The sequence below is a fragment of the Rhodococcus erythropolis R138 genome, assembly GCF_000696675.2.
GTDB classification, from domain to species: Bacteria; Actinomycetota; Actinomycetes; order Mycobacteriales; family Mycobacteriaceae; genus Rhodococcus_F; species Rhodococcus_F erythropolis.
Genome location: NZ_CP007255.1, coordinates 4789213 through 4807426, shown reverse-complemented (window position 1 = coordinate 4807426; position 18214 = coordinate 4789213). Strand labels below are relative to the sequence as shown.

The following is an 18214-nucleotide window of genomic DNA, read 5'->3' as shown; positions in this document are numbered from 1 at the left end:
GATGCATGAATCGATGGGCGCTCAACTCACCACCACCAGTGTCGACACACTCTGCGCGTACTGCGGGGTCGGCTGTGGTCTTGTCCTCGACATCATCACCGATCCGGAGACGGGACGCCGGAAGGCTGCGAAGTCTTCCGGTCTGAAGACACATCCCACCAACTTCGGGCGTCTGTGCACCAAAGGGACCACGACCGCAGACATGCTCGCAGGTCCGGGGCGAATGGACTCTGCATATCGCCGTCCGCGCCGAGGGGATGCGATCGAAGCCGCGGACATGGACGCCGTCATCACGGACACCGCCCAGCGTCTACGGGCAATCATCGACGAGCACGGCCCCGACGCATTTGCGTTGTACGTGTCCGGGCAGATGTCTCTCGAAGCCCAGTACTTGTCGAACAAGCTGGCCAAGGGATTCATCGGGACCAATCAGATCGAATCGAACTCCCGGTTGTGCATGGCGAGTGCCGGCACCGGGTACAAGCAGTCTCTCGGGGCCGACGGACCGCCCGGTTCCTATCAGGACTTCGAACACGCCGACGCGTTCTTCGTGACCGGCGCGAACATGGCGGACTGCCATCCGATCCTCTTTCTGCGGATGCAGGAGCGGATCAAGGCAGGCGCGAAGTTGATCGTCGTCGATCCTCGACGCAGTGCCACCGCCGACAAGGCGAACTTGTTCCTGCAGATCGCTCCCGGCACCGATCTCGCGCTACTCAACGGACTACTCCACCTGCTCGTGGTGAACGGCCACACCGACCCTGACTTCATCGCCGACTTCACCGAAGGCTGGGAGGTGATGCCCAGTTTCCTCGCGGAGTACACCCCGGAGAAGGTCAGTGAGATCACCGGTATCCCCGAAGCCGACATCCGCACTGCAGCGCAGTGGATCGGTGAGGCTGCAAACTGGATGAGCTGTTGGACAATGGGTTTGAACCAGAGCACCCACGGCACGTGGAACACCAACGCCATCTGCAACCTTCACCTTGCGACCGGTGCGATCTGCAAGCCCGGCAGCGGTCCGTTCTCGCTGACCGGGCAGCCGAACGCCATGGGTGGGCGTGAAATGGGCTACATGGGTCCAGGTTTGCCCGGCCAGCGCGCCGTGATGGTCGACGCCGATCGCGAATTCGTCGAGGAGAGGTGGGGGATCCCGCAGGGCTCGCTGCGCACCGACATCGGCGGTGGCACCATCGACATGTTCTCCCGCATGGCGGCGGGTGACATCAAGGCATGCTGGATCATCTGCACCAATCCCGTTGCAACGGTGGCCAACCGCAAGACCGTCATCGACGGCTTGGAGAAGGCTGACCTCGTCATCACCCAGGATGCGTTCCTGGGCACCGAGACCAACGAATACGCCGATGTTCTGCTGCCCGCGTCACTGTGGACAGAGTCCGACGGAGTGATGATCAATTCCGAACGCAACCTGACGCTCTTTCAGCAGGCACTGGATCCGGTCGGGCAGGCGCTGCCTGATTGGCAGATCATCGCCCGGATCGCCTGCGAGATGGGGTATGTCGAGGCGTTCACCTACACCTGTGCCGAAGAGGTGTTCGAAGAGATCAAGCAGTTCTGGAATCCGAAGACCGGCTACGACTTACGCGGCGTCACCTACGAGCGCCTCCGCAAGACATCAATCCAGTGGCCGTGCCCGCCAGACAGTGATCAGGACCGTCATCCCATCCGATACGTCAATAACGGTGTCAGTCAAAGGCTCCTGATCCGCGAGGACGGCAGCACTCCGCGGCTCGCATTTCCCACCGCCACTGGCCGTGCGATGTTCTTCGCACGGCCGCACATGCTTCCCGCCGAAATGCCCGACGACGACTATCCATTCCTGCTCAACACCGGTCGTCTCGCGCACCAGTGGCACACCATGACCAAGACGGGCAAGGTCGCCAAGCTGAACAAACTCAACCCAGGTCCCTTCGTCGAGATCCATCCCGACGACGCCGCCAGGCTCGGCGTCGTCGACCAGGATGCGATCGAGGTTGCCTCACGCCGCGGTCGCGCTGTGCTTCCCGCCGTCATCACCGACCGAGTGCGTCCGGGGAACTGCTTTGCCCCATTTCACTGGAACGACGCCTTCGGCGAATATCTGTCCATCAACGCTGTCACCAACGACGCCATCGATCCAGCCTCGCAGCAACCGGAGTTCAAAGCCTGTGCTGTCACTATGACGAAGGTCGCCGTGAACACACCTGAAACAGTGCTCGCCGAGGCGCCGCTGGTGGCTTCCGCGCCAGCTGATCGGGCTTCGTCGCGAACCGATGTCCTCGCGGAGGTCATCGGTCAAACAGGAACACCTGCAGTGGTATTCGATGCGCTCCAGCAGAGCTACCTGGCCGGTCTTCTCGCCGCGTTGCGTGCGGACGCCGATCGCACTGCCGGGGTCCCGACGTTGCCGTCGACGGCGCCGTTCGATGCCGAAAAGCGGATGTGGGTCGACGGGGTATTGGCCGGCCTGTACTCGCGAACCTCGCTCCCTGACACCGACGGGCCCGCGTTGTCCTCGGCTCCGGGCATTGCGACAGAACGCGCGCCGATCGTGGTGCTCTGGGCATCGCAGACCGGAAACGCGGAAGAATTTGCCGCCGCCTGCGCTGCTCGTCTCGGGGAAGTTGGCGTGCCCGTGGTGATGCATGCAATGGACGAGTTCCCGGCCGCCGACCTGGCGGCCACCCGAGAGGTCCTGTTGATCACCAGTACCTCCGGTGACGGCGAATCCCCGGACAACGGCAGCGGTTTCTGGGATGCGTTGGCTGCTGACACGGCGCCCCGCATGGCCGAGACACGGTATGCAGTAATTGCTTTCGGTGACTCGAACTATGACGACTTCTGTGGGCATGGACGAAAGCTTGACGCCCGTCTTGCTGAACTGGGGGCCAGTCGTATCGTCGATCGCGCCGACTGTGAGCCCGATTTCGAGGACACCGCTGCTGGATGGCTGGACTCTGTCACGGCTGAACTTCAGCGCTCGGCGGCTGGTGAGACGGCCGACGTCGTCGTTGCAAAGAAGAATTTTGGGACAACCGTTGCGGCCACGCCGATTTCACCGACGATGTCGGCGCCGCTGCAGTACAACAAGAAGGCCCCGCTGACCACAGCCTTGACGCGCAATGTCGTGCTCAACCGGCCAGGCTCTTCCAAAGACGTGCGGCAGTTGGGCTTTCACCTTCCGGACGACACGGTCAGTTACGAAGCCGGCGACGCTCTCGGAGTCTGGCCCCGAAACAGCTCTCCGTTTGTCGACGAGTGGCTTTCCCTCACCGGCCTCGACGGTGAGGAGGTCGTCGAACTGGGGCAGTACGGCGATATGACCCTGCGTGCCGCGCTCACCGAACGCCTGGAGATCACTCGAATCTCGAGCGAGATGATTCGGTTCGTGCATCAACGAACTCGCGACGCGGACCTCGCCGAGTTGATGAAGCCGGAGAACATCTCCACGCTCAAAGACTGGTCGTGGGGACGACAGTCCGTCGACGTACTTGCGCAGTCACCCGTTCGTGCCTCGACGGACGAATGGCTCTCCCTCCTCAAACCGCTTCAGCCGCGGCTGTATTCGATATCTTCCAGTCCGAAGGAGAACCCACGCGAAGTGCAGCTGACGGTGTCCGCGGTGCGCTACAACGTCGCGGGTGTCCCACGGCGTGGGGTGTGCTCGACCTACCTCGCAGACCACGCCCACGATGATGACATCGGCATCTTCGTGCAGAAGTCGACCCATTTCCGGCCACCGTCCGATCCCGAAACCCCGATGATCATGGTCGGTCCGGGAACCGGCATCGCGCCGTTCCGTGCTTTCCTGCATGAGCGTCGGGCATTGGGGCACACGGGCCCGAACTGGCTGTTCTTCGGGGAACAGCACGCCGCGACCGACTTCTACTACCGCGAAGAAATCGAAGAATTGCGGAAAGACGGATTCCTCACCGAACTTGACCTCGCATTTTCCCGGGATCAAGCCGACAAGGTCTACGTGCAGGACCGGATGCGTGAGCGCGGTGCGCTGCTGTGGGAGTGGTTGCAGAAGGGCGCCCACTTCTACGTCTGCGGCGATGCCAACCGGATGGCCAAGGACGTCGACAGTGCCCTCAACGGGGTGGTCGCTCAACACGGAAAACTGGCACCTCGTAGTGCGGAGGCGTACGTGAAGGCTCTCTCGGCCGAGAAGCGGTACGTCCGAGACGTCTACTGACGTCGATCAGACGGCGCCCTTGAACCCGTGCTGACGCCACGCCTCGTACGTCACGAGGGCGGCAGCGTTGGACAGGTTGAGGGACCGGCGTCCGGGAAGCATCGGGATACGCAGGCGCTCGGTGATGTGTTCGTCCGCCAATACCTCTTCGGACAGTCCGGTGGGCTCTGGCCCGAACAGCAGGACGTCGCCGGGTTGGTAGGCGATATCGGCATAGGACGTGGTCGCGTGCGCGGTGAAGGCGAACACGCGAGCGGGCGTGACGGCTTCCCACGCCGCAGCAAGGTTCTCGTGGACCGTGACAGTCGCCAGATCGTGGTAATCCAAGCCTGCGCGCTTGAGTTTCGGCTCCGACAAGTCGAACCCGAGAGGCCCGACCAGGTGGAGTTCGCAACCGGTGCCCGCGACCATGCGGATCGCGTTTCCGGTGTTGGGTGGGATGCGGGGCTCGTGGAACATCACTCGGAACACTCGAGGAACTGTACCGGGCGTCGTATCGGTGCCCGCGTCCGTGAGAAGACCGGTCGGGAAGTGTGGGCGAATTGGTAACAAACCGGCCAGTCCGTGCGAATCTATTTCCGGCACTCTTCGCAGAACGGACATTTTGATGAACCCTCCCGCCGGTTGGAACCCCGACCCCTTCGACCCCACGATCGACCGTTACTGGGACGGTCAGCAGTGGACTGCACAGACACGGCCCAAGGGCGTCGACGCACCCACTCAAGCCTTCGGCACTCCCACCCAGGTCTTCGGTGCTCCCGGATCGCCGGTGCCGGACGCAAACGCCGAGGAAGGCAAGACGCGGCGTAAGTGGCCGTGGATCGCCGGCGCAGCAGTCGTGGGGCTGGTTGCCATCGCCGCGGCGACGGGCGCGGGCAAGTCGGAAGAATCAACGACGCCTGCTGTGACCTCTTCCACGACAGCGGCGGCGGCGACAACCAAAAGCACGGTCCCGTCGACGACGAAGACCACGACGTCGTCCCTCTTGCCGACGACGACAACGATCGTGCCGCCACCAACGACGACAACCGTGGCAATCGTGCCGCTGGTTCCGCAGGTTCCGGTAACCACGACTACGCCGTACGTTCCGCCCGCCCCGGCGTACACGCCGCCGAAGACAACGGAACCCGTCTACGTTCCCCCGAAACCGTCGGGAGGAACGGTGAATCCGGGATCATTCTGCTCGTCACCTGGAGCGACAGGCGTGACAAAGAAGGGCACTCCCATGGTGTGTGGGATTGGTAGCGACGGACGAGATCGCTGGGTGTCGGCCGGCTGATTGTCCGCCGCCATCAGGGGCGCTGAACCGGTGTCGGTGCGGCGGGGCAGTATGGACGGCATGCTCCCCGAAGAATCCGACGACGTCGTCGGCGAAGACTATTCAGACGCGCGGCTGGCCGGGCAGAAGTGGCGTCAGCGCACTTTCACCAATTGCAATTTCCGAGATGCCGACCTCACCGGACTCACGACGGAGTCGGTGGTGTTCACGGATTGTGACTTCACCGGCACCGATCTGGGGGAGTCCGTGCACACGGGAACTGCATTTCGCTCCTGCAATTTTGCTCGGACCAGCCTGTGGCACAGCACGTTCCGAAACTGCAGTCTGCTCGGGTCGACGTTCGACGGTTGCCGCATCCGGCCGTTGACGCTCGACGAAGTCGACTTCTCGTTGACCTCACTCGGTGGGGCGGACCTGAGGAAGATCGACTTCACCTCATGCCGATTCCGTGAAGCGAACCTGGTTCGGGCCGACATGCGGGGCGCGGTGCTGGCGTCGGCGGATCTGTCCGGTGCTCGTACGGGTGGACTCAAACTCGAAGGTGCAGATCTGCGCGGCGCGCGGATCGATCCGAGCCTGTGGACGTCCGCATCCGTCGGAAACGCGCAGATCGAGTTGATGCAGGCGGTGGCTTATGCGTCGGCGCACGGTCTTGTCGTAGACATGAAGTAGAGGCGCCTAGCTCTCCACGCGCTCCTCGAGGCGCACTGTCACCATCTCGCCGGTCTCCTTGCCGATGGCTTTGCGAAGATCGGCTTTGACCGGCAGCTTGTGGTTGCCGTCTCCCAGCGCCATGAACGAACTCTGGAACGGATGTCCGTCGATCGTCCCGCGTACCTTGACCAGGCCGCGGGTGCCGAAGAACTCGGCGGACTCCGGCCAGATCACGTAGGTCCACCCACCCTTGGCGTCACTCTTCTGCAAGGTGGCCGTGAATTCCTTGTCCAGCAACATGATGACTGTCCCTTCGGGTCGTACCTTGTGATCAGCGGATGAATTCCCGTGCGAGCAGATCCATCAGCAGTCCGTCCTTCCACACACCATGGCGATCTCGCGAGTACTCGCGCATCACCCCGACGTCTTTGAACCCCACCGATCGGTAGCAAGCGATGGCGACGGAGTTGTCGATTTCCGGGTCGATGACCAGACGGTGGAATGCGAGGTCGTCGATCAGGTGGGCACACAGCACCCGAATCGATTCGCGACCGAACCCTTGGCTGTGAAAGTCGGGATCGAGGAACAAGTCGAGCCCGGCGTGGCGGAAGTCGGGATTGTCCTCCGCCTCGTACCACTGGATGAAGCCGATCAGGTGGTCGCCGTAGAAGATGCTGTAGCGCGTGGTGCCGGCCTCCGGCGCTGCAGGCCAGTCGTCGTCGGGATTTTGCCACCACTGCACGACGTCCGGGTGCAGGTGAATTGCCCGCAGACGGGCGTGATGATCGGGCGCGACGGGGGAGAGGAGCACCCTCGGGCCGCGTAGTTCCGGAGCCGTTGTCACTCATCGACCCTAACCTGGAACAATGGTCGCCGTGACTGCAACGATCCTCGACGGCAAAGCTACCCGCGACGAAATCTTCGAAGACCTGAAGGTGCGGGTGAGCGCTCTGAAGGCAGAGGGCATCACACCCGGCTTGGGCACCATCCTGGTGGGCGACGACCCGGGATCCGCGGCTTACGTGCGCGGCAAGCACAACGACTGCGCCAAGGTCGGTATCAATTCTTTGCGACGCGACCTGCCTGCCGACATCACGCAGGAACAGCTCAACGCGACGATCGACGAGCTCAATGCCAATCCCGAGTGCACCGGCTACATCGTGCAGTTGCCGCTCCCCAAGCACCTCGACGAGAACGCGGCCCTCGAGCGTATCGACCCCGACAAGGATGCCGACGGCTTGCATCCGGTCAACCTCGGTCGACTGGTGTTGGGCAAGGAAGCCCCGCTGCCGTGCACCCCACGTGGAATCCTCCACCTTCTGCGTCGCTACGAGGTCCCGATTGCCGGTGCACACGTGGTGGTTGTCGGACGCGGCGTCACGGTCGGTCGTCCGATCGGATTGCTGCTGACGCGTCGTAGCGAGAACGCGACGGTCACGCTCTGCCACACCGGTACCCGCGATCTCGCGGCCGAGGTTCGCCGCGCCGACATCATCGTCGCTGCCGCCGGCGTTCCCGGCCTCATCACCGCAGACATGGTCAAGCCCGGAGCAGCGGTCCTCGACGTCGGCGTCAGTCGCACCGACGACGGCCTGCGCGGCGACGTGGCAGCCGACGTGAACGAGGTCGCCGGCTTCGTCTCACCCAATCCCGGTGGTGTCGGACCGCTGACCCGCGCGTTCCTGATCACCAACGTGGTCGAGCGCGCCGAGCGGGTTCTGGCCGGAGTCTGAGTCCGATGTCCTCACTGGTCGGCCTCGCGAAGAAGAATCTGCCCATGCTCGCGGTCCTCGCCGTGATCGCGGCGGCCGTGGTTCTCGTGCTGGCCGACCGGTGGCGTCGCGGCGCCCTCGTCTTCGGTGTTGCCGTCATCATCGGAGCTGCCGCTCGGTGGTTCGTTCCCGAGAATCGTGTGGGGTTGCTCGCGGTGCGCGGAAGGGTCTTCGACACTGCGGCGATGGGTGTGATGGGTGTGTTGATCGCGACGCTCGCCCTGACCATCGATCCGCTCGGCACCGACTGAGAAGATCAGTCCCCGTAGAACGAGCGAATGTCGATATCACTCAAGGGGATCCACTCCGGTGAATCTGTGGATGTCGACTTCTTTCCAGCCTTGACCGGTGCACTTCGCAGCGTCACCGCAAGTGCAGGTTCCTCGTCGATTCGCCCGGCCAGGGCGTAGATCGCGGCGAGATGGTGAACGCACGGCGAGCGTCGACCTGAGCAGTCGCAGCTGGCAGTGCACTCCGAAAGATCAACGGCTACTGCGATATTTCGAGCCTGCAGTTCGGTGACGATGCTGTCCGGCAGTTCGCCGGTGGAGACGGATCTGTTGGCCTTTCCCGCCGAACGGAGAAGGCTCTTCACTGCGGCGATTTCGGATTTGGTCCAGAGCGGGACAGAAATTGTCACCGACGAGGTTTTTGCTTTGGTGCTCACCTCCGCGACGACGGTCCCCGATGAGACCACGGTGAACTCCACGGAACCGTTGCGTGCGAGGGTACGAGCCGTCGGCAGGGACGGGTTCGGACCGGATGCCGCAGTCCGCTCCACCGTGCGCAGCCATGCTCGACCCCAAGCGGTGACACCGAATTCGTTGGCCATCAGATGATCACCGCGCCGTCGAGTTCGAGGAGTTCACGCAGTTCGGTGTCAGGGAGATCGGCCAGGGCGGCCTCGACGTTCCCGGAAACAGCATCGGCCACAGCTCGTTTGGACTCGTGCATCGCTGCGATGTGATCCTCGACGGTACCGCCCGTCACCAAGGTGTGGACGTTGACGGTGCGCTTCTGGCCGATGCGGTGTGCCCGGTCGGTTGCTTGATCCTCGACGGCTGGGTTCCACCACCGGTCGTAGTGCACGACGTGACTTGCGCGCGTGAGGTTGAGGCCGAAGCCGGCGGCGCGCAAGCTCAGAATCAGAACCGGTGGTGAATCCGTGTCGTTCTGGAATGCGTCGACCATCGCGTCGCGCTTGTCGGTGTTCAGGCCGCCGTGAAGGAACGGGATTGCGCCGATTCCCAACTCGGAGCCCAGGTGCCGCGAGAGCATCTCGCCCATCGTCCGGTACTGCGTGAATATCAGCGCGCGATCGCCGTCGTCGACGATCTCGGCGATCATTTCCGTTGCGCGGTCGAGCTTTCCGGATCTTCCGTAGAGGTCATCCGTATCGCCGGTGACCTGCGCCGGATGATTGCATACCTGCTTGAGGGTGGTCAGCAGTGCAAGGATATTGCCGCGCCGGGCAATTCCCGTACCCAAACCGGTGTCGAAAGCATCTGCAACTGCAGACCGATAGATGCGCGCCTGTTCCGACGTCAGAGTGCACGAGACGGTGGAAAATTGCTTGGGCGGAAGATCCTTGGCCACTGTGTCTTTGGTTCTGCGCAGAATGAACGGATCGATGACCGCGGCAAGCCTGGTCGCCGCGGTGGCCGATCGACCGGATTCGATCGGTACGGCAAAGCGTTGACGAAACCGTGCGCGAGTTCCGAGGACTTCGGGATTGGCGACGCGAAAGAGCGACCACAATTCTTCGAGACGGTTCTCCACCGGCGTGCCGGTCATCGCTACCTTGACGTCGGCCGACAACTGCATTGCTGCTTTGGCTGCCAGCGAAGAGGGGTTCTTGATCTGCTGTGCCTCGTCGAAGACCACTGAACTCCAATGGATCGGGGCCAATTGGTCTGCGTCGGAACGCAAGACGCTGTAGCTGGTCAGCACCGTGGCGCCGGCAGGAACACGAGTGGGAAGTGCGCGAGCGGTCCCGTGATGAACGTGCAGTGGCAGATGCGGAGCGAATCGCTCGATCTCGCGGCGCCAGTTTCCGATGACCGAGGTGGGACACACAACCAGGTGTGGACCGTCGTCGGCGCGGATCGCGATCATCGAAATCGCTTGCAGTGTCTTGCCCAAACCCATCTCGTCGGCGAGGATTCCACCGCCCGAACCCGACAGTGCAGTCAGCCAGGCAACTCCGTGCACTTGATACGGGCGCAATGTCGCCTGAATCTTTGCTCGGCGAAGACTCTCCACGGCTGCGCGCGCTTCCGTGAACAACCGCACCGTGGACCGGGCGCTTCTGATTTTCGTGTCGTCGCGCTCGATCGCGGCATGCGCTGCAGTCGGAATGTCATGTGCGCCGGTGTCGATGACGCGCTTCCATGCGAGCAACGACGGTCCGAGGTCGTCGCGACGTGCATCGAGGGTGTGCAAGGCGTCGATCGCGGTGGCGAGGTCGAGCAGTTGCGCTTCGACGTCGGTCGCTGTGATCGACTCGTGGACCGGGATCGCCAGCCGGCAGATGCCCGGCGACCCGGTCGGCATCCCCATCGCCGACAGGCGCGCTGCCGGATCTGGGTCACCCCAGAACGCGAAGGACATGTGCTCGGGAATGTACGTAGCCTGCAGGCGCGTCGAGCACGGCTGATTCACGTTCGCCGATGCTAGCCGCGCCGGCTCAGGTACGCCAATGAAAATGTCGGGAAAACCTGCAGATCAGCTGTGGTTTTCCCGACATTGACGGATCCTGAAATTGTGCCTCTGTGCCGGATCAGCGGGCCGTGCGTGCGAACTCCATCGTTCGGCGAAGCAGTCCGGCGACAGCGTCCGCCTCCGTCAGGAAGCCGTCATGGCCGTCTCTGGACTTGAGAATCTCGAGGCCCGTGCACGTCGAAATGCCGTCCGCGATCTCCTCTTGCAAACGAAGGGGATACAGCCGATCCGAGTCCACGCCGCCCACGACGACCGGCGCCGTGATCGATGCCAACGCCGCTGCAACGCCGCCGCGTCCACGACCGATGTCGTGCCGGTTCATGGCTTCGGTCAGGAGGACGTACGTGCTCGGGTCGAAGCGGTCGACCAGCTTGTCTGCCTGATGTTCCAGGTAACTCTGGACGGCGTATCGTCCACCGTTCCAAGGATTTTCGTCGTTCTGAGCGGAGTTCTCGAAGCGCGCATCCAGTTCGGACTCGGTGCGGTACGTCAGGTGCGCGATGCGACGGGCGATGCCGAGTCCGGCGCGAGGTGCCCGCCCCGTTCCGTGGTAGTCACCGCCCTGCCAATCCGGATCGGAGACGATGGCAGCGATCTGCGTCGTCTGGGTGCCGATCTGATCTGCAGTGGCCCGTGAACCGGTTGCGAGAACCAACGCGGAGCGAATGCTGTCCGGGTAGGAAACTGCCCATTCAAGGGTGCGCATCCCGCCCATGGATCCGCCGACTACCGAGGCCAACTGGTCGATCCCGAGGAGATCGACGAGCTTCTTCTCCGCCGCGATCTGATCCCGGATGGAGATCTCCGGGAACCTGCTGCCCCACGGCTTGCCGTCGTCGGCCAGCGAACTAGGACCGGTCGTGCCGCGACAACCACCGAGGACATTGGTTGCGATGACGCACCATTCGCCGGTGTCGATCGGTTCGCCCGGCCCAACCATCCCGTTCCACCAGCCGGGGGAGGGCTGATTTGCGGAGATCGGTCCGGTGACGTGTGAGTCTCCGGTCAGTGCGTGCTCGACGAGTACGACGTTGTCGCGGTTCGGGGACAGCTCACCCCACCGCTGAACGGCGAGCGAAACCGAGGGGAGTACCGCGCCGCTCTCGAGTTCCAGGGCGCCGATGTCGACGAACCCCACCTGGCCGTCGGGCGGGGGAAGGAGGTCGATCCTGGGCTCCAATTCGTTCACGGTCACGAGTTTGCCACCGCAGCCAGGCCGACGGTGATATCGGCGAGGATGTCGTCGATTCCTTCGATACCGACCGCGAGGCGGACGAGTCCGGGCGTGACACCGGAGGCGAGCTGCTCTTCGGGGGTGAGCTGCGAGTGTGTCGTCGAGGCGGGGTGGATGACGAGTGAGCGAACGTCACCGATGTTGGCGACGTGGCTGTGCAGCGTCAGGGCGTTGACGAACGTCTTGCCCGCATCGATACCTCCGGGCAGCTCGAAGGTGACGATGGCGCCGGTTCCCTTGGGCGTCAGCTGCTTTCCGCGTTCGAACCATGGCGAGGTGGGGAGTCCCGCGTAGGAAACGGAGGCCACCTCGCCGTGGCCGTCGAGGAATTCGGCGACCTTCTGGGCATTGGACACGTGGCGCTCGATGCGCAGGCTCAGGGTTTCGATGCCCTGCGCGATGAGGAACGCGTTGAACGGCGCCACGGCGGAGCCGAGATCGCGCAGCAGTTGGACGCGCGCCTTGAGTGCGAATGCCGGCGCGCCGAGGTCTGCGAAGGTGACGCCGTGATAGCTGGGGTCAGGCGTCGTGAAGTTCGAGTGGCGACCCTGCGTCCAGTCGAAGGTGCCACCGTCGACGATGACGCCGGCGATCGCGGTGCCGTGTCCGCCAAGGTATTTGGTGGCGGAGTGAACGACGATGTCGGCGCCGTGTTCGAGTGGGCGGAGCAGGTACGGCGTCGCGACAGTGTTGTCCACGATCAACGGAAGACCGTTCTCGTGGGCCAACGACGAGATACCGGGGAGGTCGAGAATGTGGTTCTTGGGATTGGCGATCGTCTCGCCGTAGAACGCCTTCGTGTTCGGGCGAATGGCTTCGCGCCACTGCTCGAGATCGTCGGGATCCTCGACGAAGGTGACTTCGATGCCCAGCTTGCGAAGGGTGTAATGCAAGAGGTTGTACGTGCCGCCGTACAGGTACGGGCTCGAGACGATGTGGTCGCCGGCTTCGGCGATGTTGAGGATCGCGATGGTTTCGGCAGCCTGACCCGAGGAGAGGAGGAGTGCGGCGACTCCGCCTTCGAGGGCGGCGATGCGCTGCTCGACGGCGTCCTGTGTGGGATTCATGATCCGCGTGTAGATGTTGCCAGGCTCGGCGAGGCCGAACAGTGCCGCAGCGTGATCGGTGCTGTCGAAGACGTAGCTGGTGGTCTGGTAGATCGGCAGAGCGCGCGCATTGGTGGCGGTGTCCGCTGTCTGCCCGGCGTGCACCTGCTTGGTCTCGAACGACCAGTTCGCGGTCGGATCAGAAGTTGCTGCGCCGTCGGCTGTGTTGTCGGTCATGATTTGTTCACTCCAGTGGTCTGACGGATAGATGTCGGACGGGGGCGAAGGATCGCCGCCCCGTGCTGGGGTCTATCTACAAGTGCGACACATACTGAGTTACCTCCGTGGGGCTCGGCCCGGTCTGGGGTCCGTCCCTGTCGGACCCGCGCTTGTCACCCGAATTGCGGTGGAACTGCGTGAGCAGATCCACGTCGGGAAACCTGGTCATCACCCGGGGCACCCCACCGCGGTTGGAGGGTTGCCGTCCAGCGAGCCGGGGCTTGACGCTGACACTCATGACCAAGTCGGATTCTACCGGGAAGTGAGCGCAGTCCTGACGCGGGGCGAATTGTGAGCCGCAACCGCACGCGAGACAGAGCGACGCAGCCCACTAGCAGGAAAAAGTTACTCGCGAGTAGAGACCGATGGGTGGACCTGCCGGTTGCGGCCTCACGGGTTAGCAGTACGCTTGTCTTGTTTGGGACTCATCTCCCGAGATCAGTCCACACCGTCTAGGTTTGATAATCGAACCGTTCGCGGACCCACTCACAAAGTGTGACCGCAACCGTGTAACCAGGGAAACTTCCTAGGAGGACGCGAAGCACCCATGTCCAAAATCAAGGTTGAGGGCACCGTCGTCGAACTCGACGGCGATGAGATGACGCGCATTATCTGGCAGTTCATCAAAGACAAGTTGATCCATCCGTATCTCGATGTGAACCTCGAGTACTACGACCTCGGTATCGAGTACCGCGACGAGACCGACGACCAGGTCACCATCGACGCAGCGCACGCGATCCAGAAGCACGGCGTCGGCGTCAAATGCGCCACGATCACGCCGGACGAGGCACGTGTCGAGGAATTCGGTCTCAAGAAGATGTGGCGTTCCCCGAACGGAACGATCCGCAACATTCTCGGCGGCACGATCTTCCGCGCACCGATCATCATCTCCAACGTTCCGCGACTCGTTCCGGGCTGGACCAAGCCGATCATCATCGGCCGTCACGCATTCGGCGACCAGTACCGCGCCACAGACTTCAAGGTCCCCGGCCCCGGCAAGGTGATGATCACCTACACGCCTGAGGACGGCAGCGCACCGATCGAGCACGAACTGGTCAACTTCCCCGAAGAGGGCGGCGTCGTCCAGGGGCAGTACAACTTCACCACGTCCATCCGTGACTTCGCTCGCGCGTCGCTCACCTACGGACTGCAGCAGAACTACCCGGTGTACCTGTCCACCAAGAACACCATTCTCAAGGCGTACGACGGTGCCTTCAAGGACATCTTCCAGCACGTCTACGAGACCGAGTTCAAGGCTGAGTTCGATGCCGCAGGTCTGACCTACGAGCACCGCCTCATCGACGACATGGTCGCTTCCGCACTCAAGTGGGAGGGTGGATACGTCTGGGCATGCAAGAACTACGACGGCGACGTCCAGTCCGACACCGTGGCCCAGGGCTTCGGCTCGCTCGGCCTCATGACGTCGGTTCTGCTGACACCGGACGGAAGGACCTGTGAGGCAGAGGCTGCTCACGGCACCGTGACGCGTCACTACCGTCAGCACCAGCAGGGCAAGCCCACCTCGACCAACCCGATCGCGTCCATCTTCGCGTGGACCCGCGGGCTCGAGCATCGTGGCAAGCTCGACAGCACCCCTGAGGTCATCGGCTTCGCGCAGGCGCTCGAAGACGTTGTCATCAAGACCGTCGAAAGCGGCCAGATGACCAAGGACCTCTCGATGCTGGTCGGCGGCGATCAGGGCTACCTGACCACCGAGGAGTTCCTCGGTGCACTCGACGTGAACCTGCAGAAGGCCATGGCCGCGAAGTAGATTCACTGTTTCACCTTCTGATGGGACGTCCGGGAAACCGGGCGTCCCATTTGTGTTCGCGGTCTCACGTGAGTGAACTCACCCGCTCTCACTTGGAAGTTCAACCAGGTGTGAGACCACAATTGATCAGTGACTTCGTCTACCCTCTCCCGTTCTGACACCTCGACACCCGGGGTTCGTTCCGCCAGAGGTCCAGCGATGCTCGCTCTTGCCCTCGGCGGTTTCGGTATCGGCACAACCGAGTTCGTCGCCATGGGATTGCTCCCGGAAATGGCATCCGGGCTCGGCGTCTCGGAACCCATCGCGGGTCACGTGATCTCGGCGTACGCGCTCGGGGTTGTCGTCGGTGCTCCGCTGATCGCTGCTCTCACCGCACGGGTACCGCGCCGCACCCTGTTGATCGCACTCATGGTCGCATTCACCGTCGGCAATGCCGCTTCGGTCTTTGCGCCCTCGTACACGACGCTGATGATGGCTCGATTCGTCGCCGGATTGCCGCACGGCGCGTACTTCGGAGTCGCCGCACTGGTCGCCGCTCATTTGGCCGAACCAGGTAAACGCGCGAAGGCCGTGGCGATGGTGATGATGGGTCTGTCCGTGGCCAATGTGATCGGGGTGCCGGTCGCGGCCTGGATCGGCCAGGCACTCGGCTGGCGCAGCGCCTTCGCCTTGGTGGCCGTGATCGGGGTGGCAACGGTTGCTTCGCTGTTCGTCTGGATTCCGCGGTTGGACGGTATGCCGGTGACGAATCCGATCACCGAACTCGGGGCACTGGGCCGCGTTCAGGTGTGGATGACCCTGATCGTGGGAATGGTCGGATTCGGCGGGATGTTTGCCGTCTACACCTACGTCAGTACGACGCTCACCGACGTGTCCGGTCTCGGTGCTTCGTTCGTTCCTCTGGCGCTCATGCTGTACGGACTGGGCATGGTCGCCGGCAACTTCGTCGGTGGATACCTCGCGGATCGCGCGCTGATGAAGGGTTTGTTCCTGTCGATGGGATCCCTCGTGGTGATCCTCGCGGTCTTCGTGATCGCCGTGCGCAATCCGTACACGGCGCTTGTCTTCGTCTTCCTCATCGGGCTTGCCGGGTCCTCGATGGTTCCTGGCCTTCAAACACGGTTGATGGATGTCGCCGAGGACGCTCAGACCTTGGCTGCGTCTCTCAATCACGCCGCGCTGAACATCGCCAATGCCTTCGGAGCGTGGATCGGCGGCGTCGTCATCGCTGCCGGTTACGGGTATACCGCACCGGCAGCGGTTGGGTCGTTGCTGGCCGTCGCGGGTCTCGTCGTGCTGGCGGCTGCGGTGATTCTGCAGCGTAGGGCCGTGCGCTGACCTGGGCGCCCATCCGCGTCGGTGGAATCGGCTACGGTGCTTGCCGTGCCACAAACTGCTGACTCCCACATTCTTGCGCCCCACACCATCACGTCCGTGAACGTCAACGGCGTTCGAGCAGCTGCCCGCAAGGGCATGCTCGATTGGCTGGAGAAGACGTCGGCGGATTTCATCTGCCTTCAGGAAACGCGTGCGTCGGACGATCAGCTTCGCGAGACTCTCGAACCAGCGCTCGGCAACGGATGGTTCCTCGTCTCCGCCGAGCCGTCCGCGAAGGGACGCAACGGAGTCGCTGTGCTTTCACGCACGGAACCTGACGCGGTGCGGATCGGTCACGGCGACGACGAGTTTCTCGACGCCGGTCGATACATCGAAGCCGACTTCGCGGATCTGACCGTCGCGAGCCTGTACCTGCCCTCCGGTGAGGCGCTCACGCCGAAGCAGGAGGAGAAGGAGCGGTTCATGGCGTCCTTCGCAGTTCACCTCGCCTCCACCGCTGCGGCGGCCGTGGCTGCCGATCGTCACGTGGTGGTCAGCGGCGATTGGAACATCGCGCACACCGAACTCGACCTCAAGAACTGGAAGACCAACAAGAAGTCTTCGGGATTCCTCCCCGAGGAGCGCGCCTGGATGGATCTGCTGTTCGCCGAAGATTCCGCGTGGGTCGATGTCTTCCGCACCCTCCATCCGGGTGTCGACGGTCCGTACTCGTGGTGGTCGTACCGCGGCAAGGCATTCGACAACGATTCGGGTTGGCGTATCGACTACCAGGTTGCCACCCGCGGATACGCCGAGCGGGCCAAGGTTGCGCTCGTGGAACGCGCTGAGTCCTACGACCTCCGTTGGTCGGATCACGCACCTGTCACTGTCTCGTACCGGTAGGGACGCGCATGTCTGAAGGTCTGAAAATGCCGAGCGCAAAGACGCGCAACGCCATCATCACCGTCGTGGTGGCGGTGGTGGCGCTCGTACTGGCGGTAACCCTTTCTTCACGTGACTCCGACAGTTCGGCGTCGTCGGTTGCGAAGTCCTCGAGTGCCCAGTCCTCGACTGTTCAAGCCAAGCCGGGTGCTACCACCAAGGCCGCGCCGTCGAGTTCCGTGCCCTCGAGCTCCGCTGTCAAGACAACGCAGCAGACGAACAGCGATGCGCCGGCGCGGGTTCTCGCCACGCTGGTGGAGATCGACGCCGGGCGGTGGCCCGATTCCGCCAATGCGCCGGGCACCAAGGGCGGCATCACCTTCCGCAACAGCGAAGGGCGTCTGCCCGCTGTCGGTGCCGGTGGCGGACGTGTCGTCTATCAGGAATGGGACGTCAACGCGAAGAAAAACGGCCAAGGTCGTGATGCCGAGCGAATCGTCACCGGTAACGACGGTTCGGCGTGGTACACCCTCGATCACTACGACACGTTTGTGAGGATTCGCTGATGTCCGACTCGTCTACGGTCAGCGTGGCGCAGTGGCTGGATCCGTCTTCGGATGTGGCTTCAGTGGCCCTGCGGAGCGACCCGGCCGTCGCAGATGATCTTGCACGTGAACTCCGTGGCGAGAATTTTGTCGTTCGGGTGGTTCGCGGCGAGAACATGCGAACAACGGCGCAGGTCTTCGACGAGTTCGCGGCAGCCTTCCAGTTTCCGTCCCACTTCGGGCGCAACAAAGACGCTTTCGACGATGTCATGCGCGATCTCGACGGCGTACTCGGACTTGGCGCCGGATATGTAGTTGTGATCCGAGGTGCGGGTTCTCTACTGTCCGAGCAACAGGATCAGTTGGAGTGGTTCCGCGAAACGATGGACTTCTACACCGAAGAATGGGAACCCGTCGTTTTCCGGACCGTCTACCAGTTCGGTGCGGAGGACCTCACCGCCCACGGTGAAGACCTCGTCGAACTCGACTACCCGGGCACCACGCCACTGCACTGAT

At 63.0% G+C, this 18214-nt stretch carries 17 protein-coding genes and 1 riboswitch; of the genes, 10 read left to right on the top strand and 7 right to left on the bottom strand.

Annotated features, from left to right (window positions below):
• Window positions 1-13: 13 nt before the first annotated feature.
• Window positions 14-4198, top strand: coding sequence for a bifunctional nitrate reductase/sulfite reductase flavoprotein subunit alpha (locus H351_RS22075; RefSeq protein WP_029254970.1), 4185 nt, complete (start codon window positions 14-16; stop codon window positions 4196-4198).
• 6 nt (window positions 4199-4204) lie between these two features.
• Here the strand turns inward: H351_RS22075 and H351_RS22070 are convergent, their stop codons facing one another.
• Window positions 4205-4669 carry a tRNA (cytidine(34)-2'-O)-methyltransferase gene (locus H351_RS22070; protein WP_019747649.1) on the bottom strand — a complete coding sequence of 155 codons (465 nt, stop codon included), beginning with the start codon at window positions 4667-4669 and terminating at the stop codon, window positions 4205-4207.
• 136 nt (window positions 4670-4805) lie between these two features.
• Here H351_RS22070 and H351_RS31520 point away from each other — a divergent pair, with 136 nt between their 5' ends.
• Entirely contained in the window at window positions 4806-5477 is a 672-nt protein-coding gene (locus H351_RS31520) for a DUF2510 domain-containing protein (RefSeq protein WP_244891383.1), read from the top strand.
• Between the two features lie 51 nt (window positions 5478-5528).
• Window positions 5529-6149: a pentapeptide repeat-containing protein gene (locus H351_RS22055; protein ID WP_003940770.1), complete on the top strand. Its 621-nt coding sequence runs from the start codon at window positions 5529-5531 to the stop codon at window positions 6147-6149.
• 6 nt (window positions 6150-6155) lie between these two features.
• On the opposite strand, the gene H351_RS22050 is transcribed toward H351_RS22055, so the two are convergent.
• Window positions 6156-6431, bottom strand: a complete 276-nt coding sequence (locus H351_RS22050; RefSeq protein WP_020969121.1) for a DUF1905 domain-containing protein — start codon at window positions 6429-6431, stop codon at window positions 6156-6158.
• 31 nt (window positions 6432-6462) lie between these two features.
• Window positions 6463-6942 (bottom strand): GNAT family N-acetyltransferase, encoded by a 480-nt coding sequence (locus H351_RS22045; RefSeq protein WP_029254973.1) that lies wholly within the window; start codon window positions 6940-6942, stop codon window positions 6463-6465.
• 64 nt (window positions 6943-7006) lie between these two features.
• Between H351_RS22045 and H351_RS22040 the strand changes: the two genes are divergently transcribed.
• Complete coding sequence (locus tag H351_RS22040; RefSeq protein ID WP_007727401.1) at window positions 7007-7864, top strand: bifunctional methylenetetrahydrofolate dehydrogenase/methenyltetrahydrofolate cyclohydrolase; 858 nt, start codon at window positions 7007-7009, stop codon at window positions 7862-7864.
• A gap of 5 nt (window positions 7865-7869) precedes the next feature.
• Window positions 7870-8154, top strand: coding sequence for a DUF3017 domain-containing protein (locus H351_RS22035; protein ID WP_003940740.1), 285 nt, complete (start codon window positions 7870-7872; stop codon window positions 8152-8154).
• A 5-nt stretch (window positions 8155-8159) separates the two neighbouring features.
• On the opposite strand, the gene H351_RS22030 is transcribed toward H351_RS22035, so the two are convergent.
• From H351_RS22030 to H351_RS22015, 4 genes are all read right to left on the bottom strand, one after another.
• On the bottom strand, window positions 8160-8735 hold the full coding sequence (locus tag H351_RS22030; RefSeq protein ID WP_020969123.1) for an SWIM zinc finger family protein: 576 nt from the start codon (window positions 8733-8735) through the stop codon (window positions 8160-8162).
• The gene (locus tag H351_RS22025) at window positions 8735-10513 is read right to left on the bottom strand and encodes a DEAD/DEAH box helicase (protein ID WP_029254974.1); all 1779 of its coding nucleotides are present in this window, start codon (window positions 10511-10513) and stop codon (window positions 8735-8737) included. Before H351_RS22025 ends, H351_RS22030 begins: the two co-directional genes overlap by 1 nt.
• A 169-nt stretch (window positions 10514-10682) precedes the next feature.
• On the bottom strand, window positions 10683-11819 hold the full coding sequence (gene metX, locus H351_RS22020) for a homoserine O-acetyltransferase MetX (RefSeq protein ID WP_021343641.1): 1137 nt from the start codon (window positions 11817-11819) through the stop codon (window positions 10683-10685).
• Window positions 11816-13141, bottom strand: a complete 1326-nt coding sequence (locus H351_RS22015; RefSeq protein WP_051636466.1) for a bifunctional o-acetylhomoserine/o-acetylserine sulfhydrylase — start codon at window positions 13139-13141, stop codon at window positions 11816-11818. The genes metX and H351_RS22015 overlap by 4 nt, the downstream gene beginning before the upstream one ends.
• A 143-nt stretch (window positions 13142-13284) precedes the next feature.
• Window positions 13285-13425, bottom strand: a riboswitch (SAM riboswitch).
• Between the two features lie 305 nt (window positions 13426-13730).
• Here H351_RS22015 and H351_RS22005 point away from each other — a divergent pair.
• The 5 genes from H351_RS22005 to H351_RS21985 all read left to right on the top strand — a co-directional run bounded on the left by H351_RS22005 (window position 13731) and on the right by H351_RS21985 (window position 18213).
• The gene (locus H351_RS22005) at window positions 13731-14954 is read left to right on the top strand and encodes an NADP-dependent isocitrate dehydrogenase (protein WP_019747659.1); all 1224 of its coding nucleotides are present in this window, start codon (window positions 13731-13733) and stop codon (window positions 14952-14954) included.
• 129 nt (window positions 14955-15083) lie between these two features.
• Window positions 15084-16292 carry an MFS transporter gene (locus H351_RS22000; protein WP_420876474.1) on the top strand — a complete coding sequence of 403 codons (1209 nt, stop codon included), beginning with the start codon at window positions 15084-15086 and terminating at the stop codon, window positions 16290-16292.
• Window positions 16293-16328: 36 nt separating this feature from the next.
• Window positions 16329-17174 carry an exodeoxyribonuclease III gene (locus tag H351_RS21995; RefSeq protein ID WP_080656710.1) on the top strand — a complete coding sequence of 282 codons (846 nt, stop codon included), beginning with the start codon at window positions 16329-16331 and terminating at the stop codon, window positions 17172-17174.
• Window positions 17175-17200: 26 nt separating this feature from the next.
• Entirely contained in the window at window positions 17201-17719 is a 519-nt protein-coding gene (locus H351_RS21990) for a guanyl-specific ribonuclease (RefSeq protein ID WP_029254978.1), read from the top strand.
• Window positions 17719-18213: a barstar family protein gene (locus H351_RS21985; RefSeq protein ID WP_029254979.1), complete on the top strand. Its 495-nt coding sequence runs from the start codon at window positions 17719-17721 to the stop codon at window positions 18211-18213. Before H351_RS21990 ends, H351_RS21985 begins: the two co-directional genes overlap by 1 nt.
• Window position 18214: the final 1 nt, after the last annotated feature.